At 33.5% G+C, this 26,163-nt stretch carries 16 protein-coding genes; 10 read left to right on the forward strand and 6 right to left on the reverse strand.

From position 1 onward, the window contains the following. Window positions 1-2: 2 nt before the first annotated feature. The 4 genes from QSV08_RS19485 to QSV08_RS19500 all read right to left on the reverse strand — a co-directional run bounded on the left by QSV08_RS19485 (window position 3) and on the right by QSV08_RS19500 (window position 7,056). The gene (locus QSV08_RS19485) at window positions 3-1,817 is read right to left on the reverse strand and encodes a right-handed parallel beta-helix repeat-containing protein (protein WP_324025363.1); all 1,815 of its coding nucleotides are present in this window, start codon (window positions 1,815-1,817) and stop codon (window positions 3-5) included. Between the two features lie 7 nt (window positions 1,818-1,824). Next, on the reverse strand, window positions 1,825-3,297 hold the full coding sequence (locus tag QSV08_RS19490; RefSeq protein WP_324025364.1) for a sulfatase: 1,473 nt from the start codon (window positions 3,295-3,297) through the stop codon (window positions 1,825-1,827). 291 nt (window positions 3,298-3,588) lie between these two features. Further along, window positions 3,589-4,986, reverse strand: coding sequence for an exonuclease domain-containing protein (locus QSV08_RS19495; protein WP_324025365.1), 1,398 nt, complete (start codon window positions 4,984-4,986; stop codon window positions 3,589-3,591). A gap of 9 nt (window positions 4,987-4,995) precedes the next feature. Then, a complete protein-coding gene (locus QSV08_RS19500; protein WP_324025366.1) occupies window positions 4,996-7,056 on the reverse strand; it encodes an ATP-dependent helicase in 2,061 nt (686 codons plus the stop codon). A gap of 376 nt (window positions 7,057-7,432) precedes the next feature. On the opposite strand from QSV08_RS19500, the gene QSV08_RS19505 reads away from it, so the two are divergent. The 4 genes from QSV08_RS19505 to QSV08_RS19520 all read left to right on the forward strand — a co-directional run bounded on the left by QSV08_RS19505 (window position 7,433) and on the right by QSV08_RS19520 (window position 9,866). After that, a complete protein-coding gene (locus QSV08_RS19505) occupies window positions 7,433-7,708 on the forward strand; it encodes a hypothetical protein (protein ID WP_324025367.1) in 276 nt (91 codons plus the stop codon). Between the two features lie 17 nt (window positions 7,709-7,725). Further along, window positions 7,726-8,091: a S24 family peptidase gene (locus QSV08_RS19510; protein WP_324025368.1), complete on the forward strand. Its 366-nt coding sequence runs from the start codon at window positions 7,726-7,728 to the stop codon at window positions 8,089-8,091. Then, a complete protein-coding gene (locus QSV08_RS19515) occupies window positions 8,088-9,359 on the forward strand; it encodes a Y-family DNA polymerase (RefSeq protein WP_324025369.1) in 1,272 nt (423 codons plus the stop codon). The genes QSV08_RS19510 and QSV08_RS19515 overlap by 4 nt, the downstream gene beginning before the upstream one ends. A gap of 84 nt (window positions 9,360-9,443) precedes the next feature. Beyond that, on the forward strand, window positions 9,444-9,866 hold the full coding sequence (locus QSV08_RS19520) for a BLUF domain-containing protein (protein ID WP_324025370.1): 423 nt from the start codon (window positions 9,444-9,446) through the stop codon (window positions 9,864-9,866). 200 nt (window positions 9,867-10,066) lie between these two features. On the opposite strand, the gene QSV08_RS19525 is transcribed toward QSV08_RS19520, so the two are convergent. After that, complete coding sequence (locus tag QSV08_RS19525) at window positions 10,067-10,609, reverse strand: RNA polymerase sigma factor (protein WP_324025371.1); 543 nt, start codon at window positions 10,607-10,609, stop codon at window positions 10,067-10,069. Between the two features lie 117 nt (window positions 10,610-10,726). Between QSV08_RS19525 and QSV08_RS19530 the strand changes: the two genes are divergently transcribed. From QSV08_RS19530 to QSV08_RS19540, 3 genes are all read left to right on the forward strand, one after another. Beyond that, the gene (locus QSV08_RS19530; RefSeq protein WP_324025372.1) at window positions 10,727-11,893 is read left to right on the forward strand and encodes a FecR family protein; all 1,167 of its coding nucleotides are present in this window, start codon (window positions 10,727-10,729) and stop codon (window positions 11,891-11,893) included. A gap of 173 nt (window positions 11,894-12,066) precedes the next feature. Further along, window positions 12,067-15,522, forward strand: a complete 3,456-nt coding sequence (locus tag QSV08_RS19535) for a TonB-dependent receptor (RefSeq protein WP_324025373.1) — start codon at window positions 12,067-12,069, stop codon at window positions 15,520-15,522. A gap of 11 nt (window positions 15,523-15,533) precedes the next feature. Then, window positions 15,534-17,189, forward strand: coding sequence for a RagB/SusD family nutrient uptake outer membrane protein (locus tag QSV08_RS19540; RefSeq protein WP_324025374.1), 1,656 nt, complete (start codon window positions 15,534-15,536; stop codon window positions 17,187-17,189). A gap of 247 nt (window positions 17,190-17,436) precedes the next feature. Here the strand turns inward: QSV08_RS19540 and QSV08_RS19545 are convergent, their stop codons facing one another. Beyond that, entirely contained in the window at window positions 17,437-17,691 is a 255-nt protein-coding gene (locus tag QSV08_RS19545) for a helix-turn-helix domain-containing protein (RefSeq protein ID WP_324025375.1), read from the reverse strand. Window positions 17,692-17,958: 267 nt separating this feature from the next. Here QSV08_RS19545 and QSV08_RS19550 point away from each other — a divergent pair, with 267 nt between their 5' ends. The 3 genes from QSV08_RS19550 (at window position 17,959) to QSV08_RS19560 (ending at window position 26,162) form a co-directional block, all read left to right on the forward strand. Next, complete coding sequence (locus QSV08_RS19550; protein ID WP_324025376.1) at window positions 17,959-18,330, forward strand: hypothetical protein; 372 nt, start codon at window positions 17,959-17,961, stop codon at window positions 18,328-18,330. Window positions 18,331-19,220: 890 nt separating this feature from the next. Further along, complete coding sequence (locus QSV08_RS19555) at window positions 19,221-22,919, forward strand: helix-turn-helix domain-containing protein (protein WP_324025377.1); 3,699 nt, start codon at window positions 19,221-19,223, stop codon at window positions 22,917-22,919. A 174-nt stretch (window positions 22,920-23,093) separates the two neighbouring features. Beyond that, window positions 23,094-26,162, forward strand: coding sequence for a SusC/RagA family TonB-linked outer membrane protein (locus tag QSV08_RS19560; RefSeq protein ID WP_324025378.1), 3,069 nt, complete (start codon window positions 23,094-23,096; stop codon window positions 26,160-26,162). The last annotated feature ends 1 nt before the right edge of the window (window position 26,163 follow it).

The following is a 26,163-nucleotide window of genomic DNA, read 5'->3' on the forward strand; positions in this document are numbered from 1 at the left end:
TTCTATTTTTTAAACCCCTTATTCTTTTTAAAAACCAAGGTCTTTTTTGAAACATCATCTGCCTTCAAGACGTTTTCACAATTACCCTCGTACGTATTATTAGTGATTTCTACATCTTTACAATTAATTAAATCAAACATAGAAGCGTCGGGATATTGCGGTTTTTCAGTGGTGGTTTGTTTGATGGTGTTGTTTTTTATTAGTAATCCGTCAACACGGTCTGCCCAAATAATTCTATTGTCAAATGTTTCAATTGAATTATTTATAAATTGAATATTTCTGTCATAGGTAATTGAATCATCAAAAGCATTACCAAGTCTAGGTGATACTTTTAATACAGCGTGTTCTGCGCCGCCATAGGCACAATGTACAAACCTATTATTTCTAATTATGACCTCCTCAACATTACCAGACTCGTACCAATAAAATGTTTCTCCACGTAACATAATTGATGACATCATTGATGATAAATCATTGTCTTCAATAATAATTTTCTTTGGTGTTTTAATAATGATATTCCGTGCTCTATGATCTCTAATGGTATTACCACGCATTGTAAATGTAGGGTTCCAAGTTTTATTCTCTAAAATATCTCCCGGTTTAAGATCTGATATCAATTCGTTTTCAAAGGTAATTTCGGTATAAATATCATTAATAGCTTTTACAGAAGACACTGTGTTTTCTTCAGCTCTTTGCGGATTCGGACTTTTTATAAACCATACTTCATCACCAATACCTGCAAACTCAAAGCCCAACTGTTGGTCATGCCTTAAAGCAACTCTAACTGTATTGTTATTTAAAACTTTATCTACTTCAACATAAGTGCCATGAACATTGGTGCCATCATCATACATACCTTCAAAACGACAGTTCTCTATTAAGATGTCCCCTTTACAATTGGCAAAATGTGTAGCATCTGCAATAATAGAAATGACACGATTAGAACCTTCTTTTATGTAAATTCCACAATTTTGTATTTTAATGTCTTCTGAACGTTCAAATAAAAACCCCATTCCTAAAGCGTGATGTATAACCACTTTGTCGAAGATTATATTTGATGAATTTCTCACTAAGAATGCGGGAGCATAACGGTTGTTGTTTTTATCGCCCTTAGATTGTAAAACAGTACCTATTCTTGGAAAATGTTTAATGCCTTTATCATGAAAACGTAAATTTCCATTAGCTAATTTTTCTACATAGCTGGGGTTTAAGGACATGTCGAAAGCACCATAATCCACTGCCTTGGTTGCTTTATTATGTGACAAGCTACTTCCTAAAGATGAAAAATTAAAGTCGTTAATACCGGGAAACTCAATTTGTCCTTTTGTTAATTCCCATGAAAACCCTTCAGTATATGGTTTTAAATCATAATAATGTTCTTCGGCATTGACAGCTATAACATCACCTTGAAAAGAAAATGGAATGCTCCAATCTAAAGTAATACCGTTAACTTTAATAGTTTTACAACCTTCGAAAACAAAAGGTGCAGTTTGTCCAGAGAATATAAATTCTGAACCATTACCTTCTATTTCTACAGAATTAAAGCCTTCAAAATTGAAAATTATCTTTTTGAAACCATTACCGTGATTTGTAATATGTAGATATTTACCAATTGCATAATCTGTGAGAAAGGTATAGCTACCTTTTTCGAAAACTAATTTGATATCTTTTTCTTTTGCGTTCGCTATGGCATCACGAACGGTTGTGGTCATATCATCTTCCGTATTTTTTATATGAATTATTTCAGACGCGTACGTAGTATTTGATAGTAAAAGTCCAAATATTACAAGGAATATTAATTGTTTAATGTTTTTCATATTTGTGCTATAAATTAACTCCGTTTCCTTGTAATGATGTATCATGGTCCCACATAATCATCCAGGGGTCGTTTGTTTTTGCTTGAAATGCTTTCATTTTATCTTTCATAGTTTCTAAAATGACTTTAAACTCTTCTTGGGTTGCTAAATTTTTTGATTCGGCAGGGTCTTTATCTAAATCGTAGAGCTCAAATTCAGGTCTAAATAAATACTCCTTTACAGTTTTTGGTCCAAAATATTCAAGGTCATTTCTATAGATGGCTTGCCATGTTGATGACGCCCATAGGTCTGATGCAAACGGATATTCTAATGGATAAGCAATATTCCAAATTAGTTTATAGTTTTTATTTCGTACCACACGCATAGGATAATACATTGTAATCTCATGAAAGGTATGCGAGGCATAAATCTCATCCCAACCTTCAAATTCATCTTTTCCGATGATGTCATTAAATGAACTTCCATGAAAATTATCTGGTTCGAAAGTTATTTTAGCCATATCAAGAATAGTAGGTGTCAAATCAACCCATGAAATCATGGCATCACTTATTGAACCCTTACTATTTTTTGTGGGGTCTTTAATGATACACGGTAGATTAATACCTGGTTCGTAAACCGTGGTTTTAGCTCCCGGAAACGCCATACCGTTATCGGATATATAAAAAACAATAGTATTATCAGCTTTTCCTGTTTCTTGCAGCATTTGCATTAATTTCCCGAAACCTTGGTCAATGCGCGAGATGCTTTGGTAGTATTCTGCAATTTCTTCTCTTGTTTGTTTCGTATCTGGTAAAAAATCAGGTACTACAACGTCTTTTGGGTCGTATGTAATAGTTTCTACATCTTTATACCCCTCCTTTTTATTTCCAAAGCTATTAGGTGCATCCCATGGGTCTGGTTCAAAAGGATCACCTCTGTGAGGGTCATCGGTACAGAAATACAAGAAGAAAGGCTTGTCAGAATTTAAAACATCAGCACATTGTTGTGCCATTTCTACTGTGTTTCTTGGGTCTGCTTCTAAAACTTGATTGAAATGATATACCTTTTCTGGTGCAACATGATATTTACCAATTCTAGCAGTTTCATACCCTGCATTGCTTAATAATACTGGTAGTGATCTAATAGAGTCATAGGTGCTGAAATGATGATAATCATGTACATGACCGTATGATCCAGTAGCATGACCAAATAATCCGGTAAGTATCACAGAGCGACTAGCAGCGCAACTTGCACTTGTGCAATAGGCATTTGTAAAGACAGTCCCTTCAGTTGCTAATTTATCTAAATTCGGAGTTTTTATCTTTGTATTGCCATACGCACCAATGGCGTCTGTGCCATGATCGTCAGAAACAAAAAGAATAATATTTGGTCTTTCAGAAACCTGAATAGTAGTTTTAGCAACTTCTTTTTGTTTAGAGTCACAACTATAGAAACCGACAATGATTGTAATAAAAATAATTTTAACGATGTACGTTTTCATAGTCACTATATTTTCAAATTAATAAGTATCACTTCTATTTATTAATAGCCAAACCTGACTTCAGAAACAGCTTATTGCAAAAGTTGAAATAGTAAATAACGCATAGGTTACGGGGTATTTCAATACACCGTAAATTAAAGGGATTATTGAAAAAAAAGTGTATTTGAGAATATATTATATGTAGTCTTACGTAAAGATGTCGGTATTATCTATTTGTGATGATTGTTTTGTATTCTTAAGAGTAAATATCTTCGGTAACTTTTAAAACAACCTTTATTATTTTATTAAATATTAATGAATACCCGCAGTTTCCAAAGGTTTAATTTTCCATGGATTTCGCTGGGTATAACTTGAAATGATCTTAGCAGTATGATAAGAATGCTTTTTCGGGTTGAGCATATCTTTTAAATCCTCTAGACTTGATACGGATTTAGAATTATCGAGGAAACCAAAACCTTGATAAACCCCGTGCAGAATTAAGACAAAACCACGTTCTTCTTTAGTACGTCCTTTTTCAAAAAGGACGTAATTATCATTTTCGTTGTTGAGATAATCTAAAGCGTTTTCAACCTTCTCATTATACAGTCTCAATTCTTCATCACCAGTACAGATGCCATCACATTCATTATATTCCCCATGGGTGCATCTTCCTAACTTACTTTTTAATCCTGTTTGTAAGGGGCATAATCTAAACTTTTTAGTCAGTTCCAATAAACGTTTAATAGCGTCACCTCGCTTTAAGAATATTTCTGTGGGCGAGTGCTCAAAAGGTCTTCTTTCAATCTTTAGTTGCAGTATGCCTTTTCTGTTCTTTTGGGGTACGATATGATAGGTGACATAACTTTTCTTTTGAATATAATTAAACTGTGGATCTAATTTATCGATTAGATCCGCTTCTCGCAACAAGGCGATTAGTTCGCTGCCGGTAGGTTCAAAATCTATATGGTAAGTAGCATCGCAAAGTGTTATTTCTTTCTCGCTCGAGTTATAGAAATGGCTCAATACCCTTTTTTTAATATCCTTAGCCTTGCCCACGTAAACCACTTCACTTCTTTGGTTCTGAAACTTATAAATGCCTGGGGAGTTAGGTAAAGAGTTTAGTTTTTGATAGGCTATGTTTTTGGGTGCTATATTTTCTTTCTCAGCTTTAGGTTCTAAGAACTTAGAGATGACCAATTCGTCATCATCAAGCAAAATCAATCTTTGAAATAGTATGGCAACGGCAGCATTGTCATCATTTAAATTACTTGATGCTGTGTACGGAATATTCAGGACATTGCTCAAATAAGGTAATTCATAACTGGTCATATTCGGTATCAGCTTCTTAGCCAATCGCACGGTACATAGTTGGGGAGTTTTAAAGGAGTACCCCAAATATTTGAATTCAGATTGTAAGGCATAATGTAGAAATGATGCATTATGACCCACCAATATGTGGTCATCAAGTTCTCTTAAAATGGTATTGGCAATTTCTGCGAACGTAGGTGCTTGGAGTAATATACTATCGGTCAAGCCTGTTTTTTGTTGAATGTAAGCCGGTATACGTTCTTCGGGGTTAATGTTCGTTTGAAATATAGGTTCGTAGTATTCACCTTTAAGTTTACTTATAGTCAGCTGAACTATTCTTAAAGGGTTTGGTTTGTAACCAAAAGTGGTCATCGAAATAATGGCAAATTTTCTTTCTGGCATTTTTGATGTTTAGCTAAAATCCATCCCTGAAGATAAGTCCATATTGTTCGGTTCTGCGGCATCTTTCACAGGCTTAAAATCGTAACCAATGGTTTCTAGTTTTACCAATCCGTCAGGTATAGCTGTTAAAAAATAGGTTTCTGCATCATCTGCTTTCCGCCCTGAATTTGTGGGAATAGATTTACCATGAATTGCCGATATAGAAGAAGTGTTTCGGGTAATTATTAATCTATTCTTGGCACGTGTTAGTGCAACATATAAAACCCTACGGTCTTCCTCAATAGCATCTACATCATCTAAAGACCAAGCGGAAGGAAATGCCTTTGGCGATACATTTAAAACAATACAAACGTCGGCTTCTAATCCTTTGGCGGAGTGAATGGTCGATATAACGACATGATCTTTTTCTTCGTCGGTCTCTAATTTCGATTCGCTTAGTACAGGTGCGCCGTTCATCTTTTCGGCATTATCTAAAAGTCCCTCACCAATAAATTCTCCCAAGCTAGAATAACTATTTGCCAAAAGTTTTAATACCGGAAAATCACCCTTACGCTTTTCTATCCAATCTTTTCGGTATCTAAAAGCCAAGCCTAACGACATGGCCTCATAGGCGATATCTACCATTTTACCCACTTTGCCTTTTTCTTTTTGAACGGCATTATAAAGCTCTGAAATTTTGATTCCGTCTTTTCCGGGTATAGCACCTTGTAATAGGTTAGGGATATCGGTTTTACCTTCATCCGCAATAATAACAGCCATAATTCTAGAAGCTCTCACTTCACCGATACCTTCCCAAAAAGTAAGGAATCTCACCCAGGCAATTTCATCGTATGGGTTGTTGACAATTCGCAATAATGAAACTAGATCTTTAATATGTGCAGCTTGTAAAAATTTACGTCCGCCATAGGTAACATAGGGTATTTTTCTTCTTATAAATACTGCTTGTAAAGTTTTTGTGTAATACTGAGAGCGCGATAAAATTAAGTGATCGGCAAACTTACGGTCCTCATCGGTATAATTTTTTAAAATCTCATCGGCTACCCAATTTGCTTCTTGCCATTCATCACTTACGTTCAACAATATTGGTATTTCTCCGCTTCCTCGTACAGACTGCAATTGTTTCTTATAATCTATGGGCGATTTATCTAGCAACCAATTCGAAATATCTAATATCTCTTGTGTAGAGCGGTAGTTTTTTTCAAGCTTATAAACCTCAGAATTGGGTACACGTTCTTTAAATTGATGCACATTTCTAAAATCTGCCCCTCTAAACGAATAGATCGATTGTGCATCATCACCAACACAGAACAAACTACAGATATCTATGAATGGCGAAAGTAGCTCCCATTGTAAGGGGTTGGTATCTTGCATTTCATCAACCAGTAGATAATCAAGATCCTGAGATAACAACTTTCTAGCTTCTGGGTTAGATTTTAATTGAGTCGATACCACTAACAACAGATCATCATAATCAAGATAGTGTTGCTCCATCTTTTTCTTTTGATATGCCCTAAGTAAAATCTCTACATTGGGTTTCATGGCAGTTATCTCATACTCGGTATCTTTATCTTCTTTACCCTTATAAATCAAGGTACGTATAGATTCTGTCAGATTCTTTTTAGTGTTTCTGGCATAAGAATAGACATCTAATAGCTGCTGTGGTTTTATACGAAGCTTGCCATAAACATCGCTATGGCTGCCAGAAACCATTTTCATTAAACCTAATTGATCATCTGGGTCGATTACCGTAAAATTAGCTGCACCGAACAGATTTGGGTACTTAATAATTAACTGATTACACCACGAGTGAAATGTGGCACCGTTAAGCGTTCGCCCACTAGATTGTGGTAAGCTAGCCTTTACACGCTCAACAATTTCATTGGCAGCTTTCTTGGTAAAGGTGAGTATTTGAATTTTCGACGGGTTAGCGCCATTTTCAATTAAATAGGCGGCCCTTGCAATTATCGTACGTGTTTTTCCTGTACCCGCACCGGCAAGTACTAAAAGATGTTTGCCTGAAAATTCGACAGCTTTTAACTGTTGTATGTTTAGTTCTTCTTTTAAACTCATGTAGTCTTAATATTAAAATAGAATCCTCATATTGCTGGCCTCATCACTAATAGTTAAAGCTCGAACGAGGTTCTAAATCTTCTATAAATTACTGCAGTCCTGCTCAAAAACATAACTCAAATTGGTTAATGATTAACCGTATAAAAAATAATAGAGCCTATGTTTATGATAAGATTTAATCATTTTTAATCGTGATGGTTTACACTGTTGTAGGCAATATTAAAGTTATTGATTTGCATCATTTCACTTGAAGGTTTTCAAATGAAGAGCGGTCGACCACCTAGTCTTAGAAGTGGTTTTTCTCTTTTCTGCCCATTGTTAATAATATTTTCAAAATTACATTAAATTATTTGGATAATATCCTGAAATTTGGACAATGTCCACAACAGTATTTAGAAATTATGATATTAAATGTATAAAAGCCCTTCTTAAAGAGATAGGGAAAGAGCGCTATGAAGGTGCATTAAAAGATAATGGGCTGTTCGAAAGCAAGCCGATCGTTATGGATGGATTTTTTGTGGAGTACGAGACCGATACCCAAGATGTTAATCTGTATTATAAATATCCTTCTCGGGTTGTTTGTTTTATAATGCCGGTACTCGGTTTTTGGAATGTACCACATGATCATTGGGTTCGGGAACGAAAAAAATAGGAATACGATTTAGAGTTATGATTGTAGAAGACAAACATTTAATTAAAAAATCGGATAATAACCATAGGGTCAAAAGTCCGACACAGACGGGTTTTTCGAGTCCGGCAACACATTATAGTGAACCTCGAATCGATTTGAACGAAGTATTGGTTTCGAATTCATCATCGACATTTTTTATAAGGATAGTAGATGATGAATTCAAAGAGTTTGGTGCTCTTAAGAATGATGTTTTAATTGTCGACAAATCGTTGACTCCGAAATTAAATCAACTTGTATTGGCTGCCATGGACGATAGTTTTAAAATCGTTCGAATAGATAAGACCTATACCTCTGAATTGAATATATGGGGAACGATAACCTATATTATAAAGTCGGTACTATGATAGCATTAGTAGATTGTAATAGTTTTTATGCGTCATGCGAACAAGTCTTTAGACCGGATTTGATCAACAGACCAGTTGTTGTTTTGAGTAATAATGACGGATGCATCATTGCGGCAAATAAAGAAGCAAAGGCGTTGACAGACATCCCCATGTTTCAGCCCATATTTAAGATCAAGAAATTACTGGATGATAATGATGTTACCTATTTCTCATCGAATTACACCTTATACAGTGATATGTCTAGAAGGGTGATGGATACTTTGATGACATTTTCCCCTAGAGTAGAAGAATACAGTATTGACGAAAGTTGGGTAGATTTAGAGTGCATTAAGGTCGATGATTACAATGCAATTGCACATACGATAAAAGATACGGTGCATAAAAATACAGGTATACCAGTGGGAGTAGGTATTGCTAAAACAAAATCATTATCGAAGCTGGCTAATAAATACGCTAAGAAAATCTCGAAAAACAATAATGTCTATGTGGTAGATAGTGAACGGAAAAGACAACATTTATTACGAAATCTTGACGTGAAGGATATCTGGGGAATAGGGAAGAAGCATGCTATTCGTCTTCAAAACAATGGCATACATACAGCATTGGATTTTGCTAATATGCCCGTTGCATGGGTAAGAAAAGAAATGACCGTAATCGGTGAGCGTTTATGGCGAGAATTGAATAATGTACCTTGTTTAGAATTGGAGACAGAAGCAAATGCAAAGAAAGGTATCGGAACAGCGAAATCATTCGGATTCAAGCTCTCCGACTACTCCCTTATTGAGGAAGCCTGTAGTTATTATGTAGCAGAAGTGGCAGATTTATTACGCCAGCAACATAGTCTAGCCGCACAATTAGAAATCTCATTGCAGACCAATCAGCATAGCGCTATTGATAAGCAGTATAGAAATAGTATCAGCATAAATCTAGACACACCGACCGATAGTACCATCAAGCTAACGAAAGAAGCATTGAAAGGTTTACAGCAGATATTCAAACCAGGCTACCGGTATAAAAAAGTAGGGGTAAACCTAACTCGATTAGTACACCGAAACGAGGTGCAGACCAATATGTTCGATGATCCGCATAAGAGTGAGAGTGATGTCATTACCAATCTAATCGATAATCTGAACGGTAAGTATGGTAAGAACAAAATCAAGGTAGCTACAGTAGGCAATCGAAGTAAAGAATGGGCTTTAATTAAAGAGCATCGTAGTCCAAGATTTACCACGCAATGGGGAGAGTTGATGACTATTGGGAAATCATAATCCCATTAATTTTTGGTGAAGTGAAGTAAAAAGATCAGCTTTTTCATTAACTTAATGTCTGTTAAAATATAGCTGCAAGAATAAATGTTCCAACTAACCTACCAATCTAAGATATCGCCAGAATTAACTATTGATGAAATTGAGAGTATTCTGATTGATGCACGGAAAAAGAATAATGCTCGAGGAATAACTGGATGCCTAGTGTATTTCGAAGAAAGTATCGTACAAATTTTGGAAGGAGAGGAGGAAGAGGTGATGGCATTGTTCAGTAAAATCAAAAATGATAATAGACACCATACTTTAGATTTATTGTGGGAAGGACCATCAAGACAAAGATATTTTCCGAAATGGGATATGGCGCTATATGCACCTGTTGATGATTCTCAATATTATGATTCTAAAGAAGCTTTTGTTACGAATATGACTTTGTTTGCAGATCTTTCTAAAAAAACGACTTCTGCATTATTATCTTTTTGGTCGGCAGTTCGAGCGAATTTGAATTCGTAGAATTAATCAAGGTGGTAGTTCAGTTAGCCTCACTTTACTAAAAATGGTAGCTGGTTAAAGTTTTTATACTAACGCAATTAATTTACGGGTAAAGGAATTTTAGTTTCTTTTAAAAGGCTATGAAGGAATTTCTGATAATAAAATTATTTATTACCCCTTACTTTTTCCGAGATATAGGTAAAATGTATTATTTAAAGAGGTTAATATTTATTACTTAGTTCATTTTTTAAAATTCTAAATGCTTTTGTTATTTGTGCTTCAACTGTTTTGATTGAAATTTCTAAATAATCTGCAATTTCATTATTGGTCAGACCCTCTTTTTTACTTAGAATAAAAACTTTTTGGCACTTGGGAGGTAATTTCTTGATTTCTCTATTTACAATGTCTATCATCTTGAACATTAAATTATCATCCATTTCAACCGCTACTTCATGAGAGTACTCTATGTACTTTTTATTCAATAATACAACAGCCTTATTTTTCTGATAAGTATTTAAAAATTCATTGTAAACACATTTATATAGAAAATTGCGAATTGAGAAATCAGCATTTAGTTTTTTTCTTGTTTTCCATGTTTTTAGAAATACATTTTGTACGATATCCTGAGCTGATGATTGGTCATGAGTTAAGGTAAAGGCATATGCATTTAATTGCCTATGATACCTGTCTAAAAGTAAAATATAGGCTTTTTCTTCCCCTGAAATTAGTTTTTCAATTAATTCTCTATTTTCCACAATATTCATACTTATTGATTATTCAGCAAATAAACGTCAATAAATATATGATTTTGTAAAATAATATTAATAAAAAGTTAGGGTATTGTAAATAGCACTTGTATTAATTAAAAGGAGAAACGTAAAGTGATATTAAAAGATATTGAAAATATTATCAATAAATATTTTACACAGTCAGCTGATGTGGAAGATTTAGATATTTTAAATAATTGGTTGGTAGAAGAAACGAATCAGAAAATATTTAAATCATACGTTAAAATTCATTTTGCAATAAACTTAGCTATGATTGATCCCAATTTGGATAAAATTAAAAAGGAACTCATAAGGGAAATCCGGAGTGATAAGAAAATAAAGAATAAAATAAGATTCTTATCTATTTTGAAATATGCGGCTATAGCAATTATTTTTTTAGGTCTCGGATTTTTAATGAATAACGAGTTTTCTGCAACAGCAAAAACTGACGATATAATAATTCCAAGACAAGATATAATAACGTTGGAGTTAGGGAATGGCGAAAAACAGATTTTGTCTGAAGATGGAACTACTGACATTATCGATGAAGATGGGAATGTTGTAGTAGGTAAAAGGGGTAGTCAATTAATATATAATGGTGTAAATAAGAATAGTAAGGTTGAGTTTAATACTCTTACTATACCTAAAGGCAAAAGATTTGGTATAGTACTTTCAGATGGTACTAAGGTGCATCTTAATGCCGAAAGTTCTATTACTTATCCTACAGTTTTTCAAAAAGATATACCTCGTAAAGTAATTTTAAAAGGAGAAGCATATTTCGATGTGAGTCATGTTGAAGACAGACAATTTATTGTCAATGTTCAAGATTTAGATGTCAAAGTATACGGAACTAAATTTAATGTTTCCGATTATGCAGAAGATGAAAAAGCAAAAGTTGTTCTTGTTGAGGGGTCGGTAAGTTTATCTAATTTGAGAGAAGAGAAGGGTAAAAATGAAGAGGTATTTCTTGAACCAGGTTATATGGCCATATTTAATAAACAAGATAAAAATATTATTAATCAAAAAGTCAATACAGGGCTTTATACTTCTTGGATGGATGGTGATCTAGTTTTTAGAAATGCGTCTTTTAATGAGATAGTTCAAAAATTAGAACGGAATTATAATGTTGTGATTATTAATAACAATGAACAACTAGCAAATGAAAAATTTAATGCTACAATAGAAACTAAGCATGAAACCATCGAACAAGTTTTTAAATTCTTTAATAAGGTTTACAAAATTGAGTTTGAAATAATAGAAAACAAAATTGTAATTAATTAAATAATAAACAGCCTATGATAAAAACTAGTTAAGGATAATAAATTAAGCTTATCACTTTATTTAATTAAGGCACTGAGTCTTGAAGAAAAAAAATCGGAAAATGCACGAACATCTCCCGATTAATAATAAGTGATTATTATTAAAATAATAACCAATACTAAACATTCAAAATTATGAAAAAACAACCAAAGCCAAGGATATTTTTATCCTGGGATGTTAAATATCACCTTAAAATGAAGTTGTCTCTTCTATTTTTCATGGCAATTAGTTTTGTCATGTTGGCAAACGAGTCTTATTCGCAAAAAACAAAAATAACTTTAGATTTTGGAAATGCTACTTTAGAAGATGTTATTGATGAAATTGAAATAAGCACAGAATTCAAGTTTATTTTTAATACTAAAACCGTAGATCTAGAGAGAAAGGTATCAATCAATGTCAATAGAGCCTCTATAACACATGTGTTGGATTTACTTTTTAGTAAAGAAGCGGTAAGCTATGAGATAGATGATCGTACAATTTTATTATTTGGAGCTGAGAACAAGTTTACTCCCGAATTAAAAACGGAGATAGAGCTAGTTAACGAACAACTTCAAATTAGTGGAGTTATTACTGATGAAGATGGAACGCCTTTGCCAGGTGCGAGTATTTTTGAAAAAGGAACTACTAATGGAACAACTTCAGATTTTGATGGTGTTTTTACTTTAGATTTATCCAATTCAGACGTCATATTGGTTGTTTCTTATATAGGTTTTACCACACAAGAGGTCGCTGTTCAGAATCAAACAAATATTACTGTTAGTTTAAAGGAAAATGCTGCAGCTTTGGACGAAGTTGTAATTACAGGCTATACATCAGAGCGAAAAAGTGATCTTACCGGTGCTGTGGCAATAGTAGATATGGGTGAAGTTGTTAGCCAACCCGTAGCTAGTGTTGATAATATGTTGCAAGGTAGAGTTTCTGGTGTTGAATTAGTAAGTTCAGGGTCTCCTGGAGGCGCTAGTACACTTAGAATTAGAGGTTATAGTACAATCAGAAATAATGATCCACTTTATGTGATTGACGGGGTACCTACTACTACAGATATCAATATGATTAACCCGAATGATATTGCATCATTACAAGTGTTAAAAGATGCTTCGTCTTCTAGTATTTATGGTTCAAGGGCTGCAAATGGAGTAGTAATTATAACTACAAAAAAAGGAACATCGGATAAGGCTAAAATTTCTTTTAATATGCATTCTGGTATTCAAAATACCAATAATCTTCCTACCAATTTAAATGCACAAGAATATGGGGATGTATATTGGCAAGCTTTCAATAATGATGGTATTACCCCTGCACATAGTATTTATGGAAATGGTGCTGTTCCTGTAATCCCAGCTTTTTTAGATACTGAGAATACAATTCCATCGGCAGATACAGATTGGGTTTCAGAAATATTTGAACCAGCAGTTGTTCAATCTTATAATTTGAGTATTGCAAAAGGAGGAGAAAAATCACATTCGTTTTTTTCATTAGGTTATTTTGATCAAGAAGGAGTTTTGAAACACACCGATTTTAGTAGAATTACGGCTAGGCTTAATTCAGACTATAAATTGTTTGATGATAAAGTAACCGTAGGTGAAAATTTGACAGTAGCCTATTCTAGTTCAGTTGGTACTAGTACCAATTCTCTACTTGGAAATGCAGTTTATGCAGCATACCTTATACCAAGTGTTGCACCGGTATATGATACTAATGGGGACTTTACAGCATATCCTTTATCAGATGTACAGAATCCTTTAGGAAATTTAGAGCGTAACAAAGATAATAATGTAGATAATGTTAGAGTTTTTGGAAATTTATTTACCGAAATAGAACTAGTTGAAAATTTAAAATTCAAAACAAATTTTGGGGTAAATTATACATCTATTAAAGGCACCACTTTTAATCCAACGTACGAAGAACCCAATTCTCAAAGGGTAATAAATGATTTGGAGATTAGTGATGTACTAAAATTTGATTGGGTTTGGTCTAACACACTTAATTATTCTAAAACCTTTAATGAGAAACATAGACTTAATGCGCTGTTAGGTGTTGAAAGTATTGAGAATTTCTATGAAGTTACAACTGCTTCTGTAAATGATTTGCCCTCAAATGAAATTAATATTAGAGTATTAAATGCAGGTGATCAAGGAACTCAGACCAATACAGGAGATAAAATAGAATTTTCATTATTTTCTTATTTTGGTAAGTTGAATTATAGTTATGATGATAAATACCTCTTTTCCGCAACTTTACGTAGAGACGGTACATCTAAATTATTGACGAATCGTTGGGGAACTTTTCCTGCTCTTTCATTAGGTTGGAAAGTGTCAGATGAAGATTTCTTTAATAAAGATGGGATAGTTTCAAATATGAAAATAAGAGCTGGTTGGGGAATAACAGGGAATCAAGATATACCTGCATATCAAACAGTATCCGGATTTAGTAGTAACCCTAATTATTCTAATTATGCAATAGATGGGTCACAATCGAGCACGCAAACTGGATTTACCTTATCACGTATTGCAAATCCAGATTTAAAATGGGAAACAACTACACAAAGTAATGTAGGGCTTGATATTGGATTTTTCGATAATTCTGTAAATCTTACTTTAGATTACTTTGTTAAGAAAACTGATGATTTGTTATTGTTTAAGACACTACCTGCAGATCAGTCAGGTATAACGAATCGTGGACAATGGCAGAATGTAGGTGAAATGGAAAACAAGGGATTTGAACTAGCTGCAGATTTTCAAAGTGATCGAACCAAAGATTTTAGTTACAATGTAGGCGTTAATTTTTCAGTAATAGATAATAAACTATTGTCTTTGGGTGAAGGAATTGATTTTATAGAAACAGATCCTGGCGTGTTACATACTACTAATTTTGACCAAGCAACTTCTAGAACGGGTATAGGTCAGCCGATAGCTTCATTTTATGGTCATGTGGTAGATGGAATTTTTCAAACTGATGCTGATGCTGCATCAAGTAGCCAACCAAGTGCTGTTGCCGGTGATTTTATATTCAAAGATTTAAATGGAGATGGGGTAATTAATGATGTTGATAGAACTTATATAGGTTCTCCGCATGCAGATTTTACTTATGGTCTTAATTTTTCTGCGGCTTACAAAGCTTTTGATTTTACGCTATTCTTTCAAGGTTCTCAAGGCAATGATATATATGATTTGTCGAGATATTATAGTGATTTTTTCAATCTAGCAAATTATAATAAAAGTGGACGTATTTTGAATGCTTGGACTCCCCAAAATACTAATACAGATTTAGCGAGAGTTTCTTTAAATGATCAAAATAATAATATACGCCCATCTTCTTTTTATGTTCAAGATGGCTCTTACTTGCGATTAAAAACATTACAAGTAGGGTTCACGTTCCCAGAAAGTATTGCTCAGAAAATAAAAGCTTCACAAGTTAGAATCTATATGGAAGCTTTTAATTTACTAACGATAACGGGTTATGATGGCTTAGATCCTGAAATAGGACTTCAGAATTATGATTCTGATGGAAGAAACTTAGATATAGGAGTAGATAGGGGTATTTACCCTACTTCACAGACATTTACATTTGGTGTTAATCTTAATTTTTAAAAAAAAACATAATGAAAAAAATAATTTTTATACTCAGCATTATGGGAATTCTTGTTACTTCATGTAGTGACGAGTTTTTGGAAAAAGATCCTTTCGGGGAGATTACAGATGAACAGGTACTACTACCTGAAAATATAGAACCATTGGCAATTTCCGCTTACAGTATTTTAAACGGTCAAGGTAATGAAGCCTCAAATGCTTTTAATTCTCCAGCTTCTAATTGGAGTTTTGGAGACGTGCTTTCAGATGACGCATATAAAGGTGGAGGTGGAACCGGTGATCAAAATCAGATTCATCGAATGGAAATCTATACAACTGACTCACAAATAATAGATGTAGAGCAAAAATGGAGTGTACTTTATGAAGGTGTCAATAGGGCAAATACTGTTCTAAAAGCATTGAAAAACTCTACTGAATTTGATGAAAACACAAAAGTTCAACGCGTTGCTGAAATGCAATTTTTGAGAGCTCATTTTTATTTCGAGCTTAAAAAGATTTATAATCGTATTTCTTATATCGACGAGGACGGAAACTATTTTTCAAATACAATGATTTCTTCCGAAGAGGTATGGGCTAATATAGAGGCAGACTTTAATGCAGCCTTCTCTATTTTACCTGATACACAAGATGACCCAGGTCGCCCTACAAAATGGGCTGCAAAAGCGTATTTATGTAAAACTTTTTTATACCAACAAAAATGGGCTGAAGCTAATTCTGCGGCTGATGAAGTTATTATAGGTGGAGACTATAGTTTGTTACCAAACTTTAGTGAAGTTTTTTTACCGGATAATGACAACGGGTCAGAAATTGTTTTTGCTATTCAATATTCAATTAATGATGGTTCTCCAAGTAATTATAATGGTTCTATCGGTGATCGCTTAATGGCTCCGGGTGGACCAAGATATAATCAATATGGTTTTTTACGCCCTTCACAAAATTTGGTAAACTCTTTTAAAACTGATGATAATGGGTTTCCAATGTTAGACAATTTAGATGTTTTAGAAACTGATAATGTTGACCCTAGATTGGATGTGATTGTAGGAAGACCAGGAATTCCATATAAGGATTTGGGAATTAATTATGATGAGACTTGGGCAAGAGATTTAGCAACTTATGGACCTTTTAGTCCAAAGAAAAGGGTTGTGTCTGCAAATGACCCTAATTATCTAGCCTCGTGGCCTTATGTAACTGCAGCAAATTATCATATCATTCGCTATGCTGATGTTTTACTTTGGAAAGCCGAAGCTTCCATAGAGCTTGAAAATTTAGAGGATGGTAGAACATATATCAATATGGTTCGTAATCGTGCAAAAACAGGGTCTTATATTCAAAATTTAGAAGGTACTGCTGATGCTGCTAATTACTTTATTGAAACATATGATACACCGTTTGCCACTAAGGAAGAAGCTGTAATTGCTTTACGTACCGAAAGACGTTTAGAGATGGCGCAAGAAGGTCATCGTTTCTTCGATTTGGTTCGTTGGGGCATTGCGGCTGATGTAATAAATGCTTATTTGGAAAAGGAAAAGATTGAAAGAGGATTTTTGACTGGTGCAACATTTGTTGAGGGTAAACATGAATATATGCCAATACCTCAAAGTCAAATTGATTCTGGTGGGTCAGATGATAGTGGCAATAGCTTAACCACTCAGAATTCAGGATATTAAATGTTTGTTTTCGAAAGATATTGTTAGTTTAAATTAGGTGCAATAGAAAAGAGAGAGAAGTAATTTTCTCTCTTTTTTTATACGCTTATTTAGTTTATAAAATATTTATTTTTTGGTCAGGTTAGATTAATAGTTTTTTAGTCTTTAGACTGAAACCATTCTATAAAGTTCCTAAATTCGAAATTACCATCATCCAGTTAGGTTAACACACCAGCTTCTTTTTTCTTGTACAATATCAAGGCTTGTCTTATTCTTCAGAAGTTGTTGTTTTTATTTGGAATGTTAATTCCATGCCTAAAGTATTTCCTAATTTATTCAAATTTTTTGCCGTTGGGTTTCCTTTTCCTTTTTCAAATTGTTTAAGCGTGCGTAATCCAACTCTAGAGAGGTCTGCTAATGTTTCTTGAGTGACATTTAGTATTTCTCTACGTTCTTTTATATTATTGATTAGCCTGTTGAAGTGCATTGTGTGGCTCTTTTTTATATAAATTAGAATTACCATAAAAAGTGCTTTAAAGCGCACTATTTAGTGTTTTTAGAGCTTTTATATTTAAAAGATTTATTTAAAGTGCATTATAGTACACTATCGTGAAGTAATAAACTTAATGAAATTCTATTTTTAGTTAATCAATTTTGTGTATGAATTCTTCTCTTAAGAAAAGCCAGGTAACCTAATCCTTTTGGTTTTTTTGAATTTTAAGGTGTTAATTTAGGAGACAATATTATGTTTGGTAGGAAGTCTACACCATGGAATGTAAAAAAATAAGATATGAAGACAAATCAGGAAATTTTAGATGAATTTGGAAAAATATTGATATCCGATGTATTTGACAAAGGGTATGAATTTATTAAAAATGACATTTCCGATCTTGCGGAAACAGAAGGTTATGAGAATCTTTTTGGCAATATGAATAATGATCAAAAAATGGAAATAGAAAAATATACTAAAGAAATTTTAGAAGGTGTTTTATTTCAATTTCTCAAAATATTTGAAGAAAATAAACAGTTTAAATTATTATATGAAAATGAGAGCCAACAAATAGATTTGGTTAAAATTAGTGAGATGTTAAAAGCCGAGCCAATTATAGAAGATGGTTGGATAAATCGATTTAGCGAATTTAAGTTTCTGGATAACAAATAATTATCTAAAAAGGCCTGTTTATAGATGTAATGGATAGAGTCTTACTTATAAATTGAATTTTAATTGACGGTACAATGAAATGATTTTTATAACAACCCAATCTGTTTTCCATATCCATTTCACCTTGATAGGGAGAAAGTCCGTCCTTTAGCATTTCGGAAAGAATATCTTTAAGTTTATGAAACTGAAAGAGTCGGCCCTTCTTGGTCTTGAACTTCTGGTTGATATTCAGGTATAGGGGAGTTTGGCGATGCATTTTAGGGTCGCCGTTAACATCTTTCTACGTTGGATGTTCGTAAGAATAGTAGATGTACCACCTTTTGGAGAGGTCAAAACTCTCTCCACCATTATAAATTTTAGGATCTGTGTATTTTTTCTTCAAACCTTCGCTGTATGCAGTATCGTATGCGGTTTGTAAGATATCAAAAAAATAACCCATTGATAAAAGATTTATAAATCTGATAATCAATGGGTTATGTAGTAGCGGGGACTGGACTCGAACCAGCGACCTTCGGGTTATGAGCTCCTCGTTTGGAAAAATTCCAACGGTTTTATAGGGCTCAACCGCTATCAAATTATAAAATCGTATGCAAAAACGTATGCAGTTTTAGTTTTCTAATTAATGATTTATTTCTGAAAGCAAGATATACAAAAAAAGTATTTTTCTATTTGAGATTTACGGTTTCTAAATTGTCGCAATATATTTTCAATTTAATAATTAGTAGTTACAATTTGGTATTTGACATAGCTGCTACTAATCAGTTTATCACTTGTAACACCTGTTGTTTTTGATTGTAGATTTCCTATATTAATTCTGTATTTTAGGACAAAATTTAAGCAAAGTGGTATCCGTAAATTTTAGTTCCCTCAGAATTGTGTTGTTTTTAATAATGACATTGATATACTCTTCCGTCTTTGGTCAAAAAGTAAAATTTAAAACCTTGACTACCAATGAAGGTTTATCCAATAACTCGGTAAATGATATTATCAGCAATACAGATGGGGTATTATGGATTGCAACATGGGATGGACTGAATTTATATGATGGACATAATTTTTTAATATTTAAACATATACAATCTGATTCTACTTCTATAGCAGGGAACGTGGTCACCAGACTTTTCAAAGATTATACTGGTGCTATGTGGCTTTTGACCAATAATAAATCGGTTAGTAGGTATTTAGGGGATGGAAAGTTTAAAAGCTATTATTTGAAAGATCAACCTAGAGAGTTTAAGTTGTCTCAAAATGGTGAATTGATTGTAGAGATTAATGATGATGAAGCTTATCATTTCGAGAATGAACACTTTGTTAAAAAAGTAAATATTGATTCTTACAGAAATAACAAGAGTACACTTAATAACATATTACTTTCTAAATTTCCTAAACTTACTATTAATGAGTCAATGAGAGACCATGATGGCAATATTTGGTATGCTACTCAAAATAATGGTTTATTTATTATTCGAAAAAACAGCGAAAATATACATAATGAAAAGGTAGAACATTATGAATATGACCTTTATTCTAAATACAGTTTTACTAGTAATGAAATAGAAAAGATATACCAAGATGATTTTGGTAATGTATGGTTAGGACATAAAGATGGTGGATTAAGTATGGCATATCGAGGATCTGAGCATATCGGTGTGATAACTCCTCATCCTATAAAACAGCCTAATTTACCGTATGAAACGGTAAGAGCTATTACTAAGGATGTAAATAATAATATTTGGATTGGCTATTACACCCAAGGCGTGTTTAATTATGATTCTGCAACAAAAAGTTATTTGAAACATGATCTGTCTATACTATCTGGAAATCAAGATTGGAATAGAATACGAAGCCTATTTACATCTTCAGACGGATCGGTTTGGGCGGGTACATATGCAGGTGTGGTTCGAATTAAAAATGGTAAAAAAACCTTTTTTAACGCAGCCGATTTTGAGAATTTCCCGAACAATAGAAATTATTCGATGTTTGAAGACCATAAAAAAAAACTTTGGATAGCCTGCTGGGGTGGTCTCGCCAAATTTGATTTAGAAAAGGGGAAGTTCACAACTTTCAATGGGCAAGGTAAATTAGCCGATTTGAATATTAGAAAAGTGTTTATTTATGAAGATGAAGCTATTCTTTCAATAGAAGAAGGTGGCGTAATTATCTTAAATACTATTACAGGTAATATCTCAGGTATTAATAAAGAAGATGGTATACTTAGTAATAATACGTATAGTGCCTTTAAAGATGGTAAAACAGGATATTATTGGATTGCCAGCTCAGAAGGGATAAGTGTATTTGATAAGGAAAAAGGTCTTATAAAAAACATTGAAGAATATAATGGACTCCCAAGTCATTTGGTGTATAGTTTAATATTGAACAGTGATAAGGTTTGGGTAAGTACTACTAAGGGAATAGCTGCTGTAGATAGGAACAACTATTCAGTTTCAAGCTTAAACTCTGATGAAGGCTGGCAGGCTGCTGAATTTTCAGAAGGCGGCTATTACCAAGATTTTAACGGATCCCTGTATTTTGGTGGTATCAATGGGTTGAACTATTTCTCTCCGATGACTATTGATTTCGTTAAAGAGCTTCCTAGACTTATAGTTTCTGTCGATGATAAAAGAAATTTTACAGGGGAAATCACGAAAGACTATTCTGATAATGTATTAAAGTTCGAAGTATCTTCTGTATCCTATACTAAGAATACTGATAATAAAATCTTATACAAATTATCTGGTTTCGATTCTAATTGGCATGTACTTGATGAGAGTCCCGTCTATTATTCTAATTTGCCATATGGACATTATAATTTAGCAATTAAGAATTCTCTTGATACTAATGACGAATTTGCTAAAACGTTTAACATTATTGTAAATAAGCCATTTTATCTAACTGGGTGGTTTATTTCTTTGTTTTTGGTTGCCCTATTTACTGGTCTAACTTATTTGTACTTCTTAAGAAACAAAAGTGTTGTTCGAAATCGAAAAATACTCGAGCAGAGGATTCTTGGAAGAACGAAGATAATTAATGATCAAAAGCAAAATTTAGAAGAAACAAATCAGAAACTTGACAAAAAAAATAAAGAGGTAGGTAGGCAAAAGGAAGAACTTTTAAACTTGTACCAGCAGCTTAAAAATGAAGATTTTGAAATTGATAAGTTCAAGGCATTCGTTTTATCTGAGTTCAAAGAACCAATAATTAAGATTATTACAAGTGCAGATCAATTGGAAAATCAGTCTCTAATAAAGAAAGATATTTCAACACATTCTGGGGAATTGTTAAACTTATTAATGGAGTGGGATTACTTGGGGCATATTAAAGAAGTTGGAGCCATCAATAAATCTATTATTAATTTAAAATCAACTATAAAACCTCTAATCGAAAACCTGAAAGTGCAATCATCAAAATCGAAATTGCATTTAGATTATACACTTGACTTATCAGATGCATTGGTTGAGATGGATGTTCTTAGGTTTAAATTACTTTATAAATACTTATTTAATGTCATCATTAAGTATGCACTTACAAATAGTTCTTTAAAAGTTGTTTTAGAGAATAGTGAAGGAATGTTTTTTATGAACATAAGTTCTGATAGTAAGATTTTTAAAGATAATTTTTTCAATATTGAACATTATAGCCCATATTTTAGAGCGGTATATACATTGGTTACAGCCATGAACGGGCAATTGAACATAGATTATGAAAAGGCATTGTCTTTAGAATTAAAATTGCCTGTAAAATTAATTGACACTAAGGGTAATGGGGTAGAGCATGTATCATGGAAACATATTGGTCTTGATGAAAAATTGCCTTCAAATAAAAATAATATTCTTGTTTTTTGCGAAAAGAATGATTTTGTACCGGCGAAGCAATTGTTAGAACATCCGAACAATACATTATTATTTGAGAATGCTATAGACGAAGCTTTATCTGCTATTAAACAAGTAAACTTACATGGGCTAGTGGTTTATAATACACCAATTAATGAAAGTCTTATTCAGTTGTGCAATGCTATAAAAAATGATGGTTCTCAAACAACACTTCCTTTAATATATATATCTGAAGAAATCGATTATTTTTTACGGGAGCAAACTATTGAGTTAGGTGTAGATACTATTATTCAATTACCCGCAAGTAAAGTTTTTATACAGAAAAAGTTCTCAAAGCTGATTACGAGTCGGAGAGAATTTTTAAGCGACAAATCGAAACAACTACTTTATAATAGTTCTTTTTCTAATGATGATAAACTGCTATCTTCTAATGAGAAATCGATAAAAAAGGCAATAAGTATTATTCATAAGAATATAAGCGACCATTCCTTTAACGTTGATAAGTTGGCGAAAATGCTTTTTGTTTCTAAAATTAAAGGATATAGAATGTTCAAAGAGGTGTTAGGGCAGTCTCCTTTAGATGTAATTATTGATTTAAGATTACAAAAAGCGCAATATTTATTAAAAAATAAAGCACTAAACATAACAGAAGTGAGTCGAGAATGCGGATTTAACGATCCAAAGTACTTTAGTAGGCTATTTAAAAAGAATATTGGCTGCAGTCCAAAGCAATTTAGGGAAAGCCTTGAAGATGCTTGATATTACTGGTGTTTCGCTCAAAATGTCTTATTGTTGATTGAATAGTATATCCACTAATTCTGTTCAAATCAGAACCCTAACTGAAAGATTAGTGCACCTTTTTGGTTTATTTGACCCCTATAAAATTTAGTTGCTTGACTATTTTTGGAGTCAACCAAATAACCGAAATTTTAAATGAAAAAGTATTACGTATTCTTAGTTTTATGTGTTTGCGCACTAACAAGTTTATCTGCGCAAACCATTGTACAGGGCACGGTTGTTTCCAAGATAGATGGTATGCCGCTTCCGGCAGCATCTGTAATTCCTAACGGGGAAACAACGAATGGAGTTGCCACTGATTTTGACGGTGTTTTTAGAATTGAACTTAATGAATCTGAAGGGGTTTTAGTAGTGTCATCAATTGGGTTTGGCTCTGTTGAAGTGGCATATTCGGGAAATCAAACCCTTCAAATTGAGTTAGATGAAGAAGCTAATAGTCTCGATGAAGTTGTTTTGATTGGATATGGTACAGCAAGAAAAGGAGATATAACATCTTCTATTTCACAGGTAGATGGAATTGAAACCATTGCCAGCCGACCAGTTTCTTCATTTACAGATTTTTTGCAAGGAAATGTTGCTGGGGTTACAGTAATGCAACAAGGGGGTGATCCAACCAGTAGTGGTCAAATAGTAATAAGAGGGTATGGTTCAATATCTAATGAATCTCCGCTAACTGTAGTTGATGGGGTCCCTTATTATGGGCCAGCTATTAATCCACAAGATATTGCGTCGGTATCTGTATTGAAAGATGCTGCCGCTGCAGCAATATATGGTGCTCAAGCAGCTTCTGGTGTAATTGTAATTCAAACAAAGAAAGGTAAAAAGGGAAAACCTAGAATTAGCTTGGATCTTTATGGTGGTATTCAAAACGCAGAAGGTTTGCCTACACCTTTAAATGCGGAACAACAAGCAAGTGTTTATAATCTTGCGGCCGCCAATGGCGGTACATCTCCACAAGCAGCTCATGATGCCGCACAAAACCCATGGGGTCAAACAACCAGAACTAATTGGATGGATGAAATATTTAGATCTGCTGCTTTAGTTAATACAAATATTAATATTAGCGGAGCTACGGATAATGTTAATTACATGACATCTTTTGGGTATAACAGCAAAGAAGGTGTACTTGTAGGAACAAAATCTGATCGTTATTCTTTTCGTCTTAAATCAGACTTAAGTCTTTCGGATAAAGTTACTATTGGCGAAAATGTATACTACTCGATTACAGAAGCAGTAGGTACAAATACAAGTAGTGGTTATTCTGGTACCATTATGAATGCGCTTTACTTTCCATCTGCGGCACCAGTTCGCGATGAAAACGGCTTATTTCATGGAGTTGTACCTTTTGATCTTTCGCAATTTGCAGGTGCATATGGTGATGTTTACAACCCCGTTGCACTTTTATTACGTCCTACGACTACCAGTCCTACTAATTTTATTAATGCTCAAGTTTATTTGGATTATGAAATTATTGAAGGTCTAAAATTTAGAACAAGTTTCGCGCATAGTACAAGTCACAATGAATATAAATCATTTGTACCTCGTGTTCCAGAATTAGGTAGAACTAATTTAACTAATTCATTGACCCAGAGTAATAGCATAACTAATAGAAGAGTTTGGGATAATCAATTAACATATGCCAAGTCTTTTGGAAATCATAATTTAGATGTTACGGCTATTTACTCAAGTCAGTTTACCAATTATGAATCATTGACCCAAAGGGCAGAAATTTTCAGTAGTGAAGAACCTTTTAATCAGTATTTATCAAATGCAGCTGATCAGAAAGAACCTGTTACCGATGTTTACGAGGATGCTTTAACTTCTGCAATCGGAAGGGTTACGTATAACTATGATAATAAATATTTTGCCACTGCTAGTGTTCGTAGAGATGAAACTTCTCGATTAGCGTTAGACAATCAATCAGATATTTTCCCGGCAGTTTCAGTGGGTTGGAGAATTTCAGATGAAAACTTCTTCAAGGTTGATAAAATCAATGATTTAAAATTTAGAGCTTCTTGGGGTCAGATTGGTAATATAAATTCTGTTGGTTATTATTCTTTTGATGTTCCATTAGGGTCACAAACTTTAATTATTGGTGAAGATGGATTAAGTAATGATAAAGGGGTATACGCTAGCCAACAATCTAATCCTGACTTAATTTGGGAAACATCAGAATCTATTGATGTTGGTTTTGATGCTATGGCATTTGACAACAGGCTATCTGTGACTTTCGATTATTTTCAAAAAACGACTTTCGATATGATTTTAGAAGGTTTAGAGGATAAGCATCAAGGTACAGATGCAGCATTTGTTAACGGTGGAGAGGTAAAGAATGTTGGTGTTGAACTTTCTTTAGCTTATAGTGACAAAATTGGAGAATTCAATTATACTGTCAGGGCAAATGCTGCGATGTTAGAAAATACACTTGAAAACCTAGATGGTTATAACAATAGTGGTATTGACTTTGTATCACACGATGACTACCAGGTAAGAGATGCATTAAGACCTTATCGTTCTACAGTGGGCGAAGCTTTGCGTTCGCATTACTTAGTACCTTATGTAAGTATCTTTCAATCGCAGGCAGAAATAAATAATTACACTAAAGATGGTGTACTTATACAGCCTAATGCAGTTCCAGGAGATCTTAAGTTTCAGGATACTGATGATGATGGAGATATTGATAATGACGATAGGGTATATCACGGAAGCTATCAACCAGACCTTACCTATAGCTTTAATTTCAGTGCTAATTATAAAGGGTTTGATGCGAGTCTAATTCTACAAGGTGTAGCTGGTGTTGAAGCATTTAACGGTTACAAGTATGCGGCTTACAATGCATCTTTACAGGGCTATAATTTAGATAGTAGAGTTTTAGACGCTTGGACAGCTTCAAACACAAATACAGATATTCCAAGAATATCAACGACAGATAATAATAATAACTTTGGTACACAGTCAACTTGGTACTTGGAAGATGCTTCTTATTTGAGATTTAAGAATGTAACCTTTGGCTATTCTTTTCCGAATTATGTAATGGATAGTTTACTAAATGGATCTTCTTTGCGTATTTACATATCCGCTGAAAATTTATTTACAATTACAGATTATACAGGTATTGATCCAGAAGTAGGTGGAATAGGTCTAGATGTTGCCCAATATCCTTTATCAAGAACGATATCTGCAGGACTATCATTAAAACTATAAT

Origin of the sequence: Maribacter sp. BPC-D8 (genome assembly GCF_035207705.1) — a bacterium.
GTDB lineage: Bacteria > Bacteroidota > Bacteroidia > Flavobacteriales > Flavobacteriaceae > Maribacter.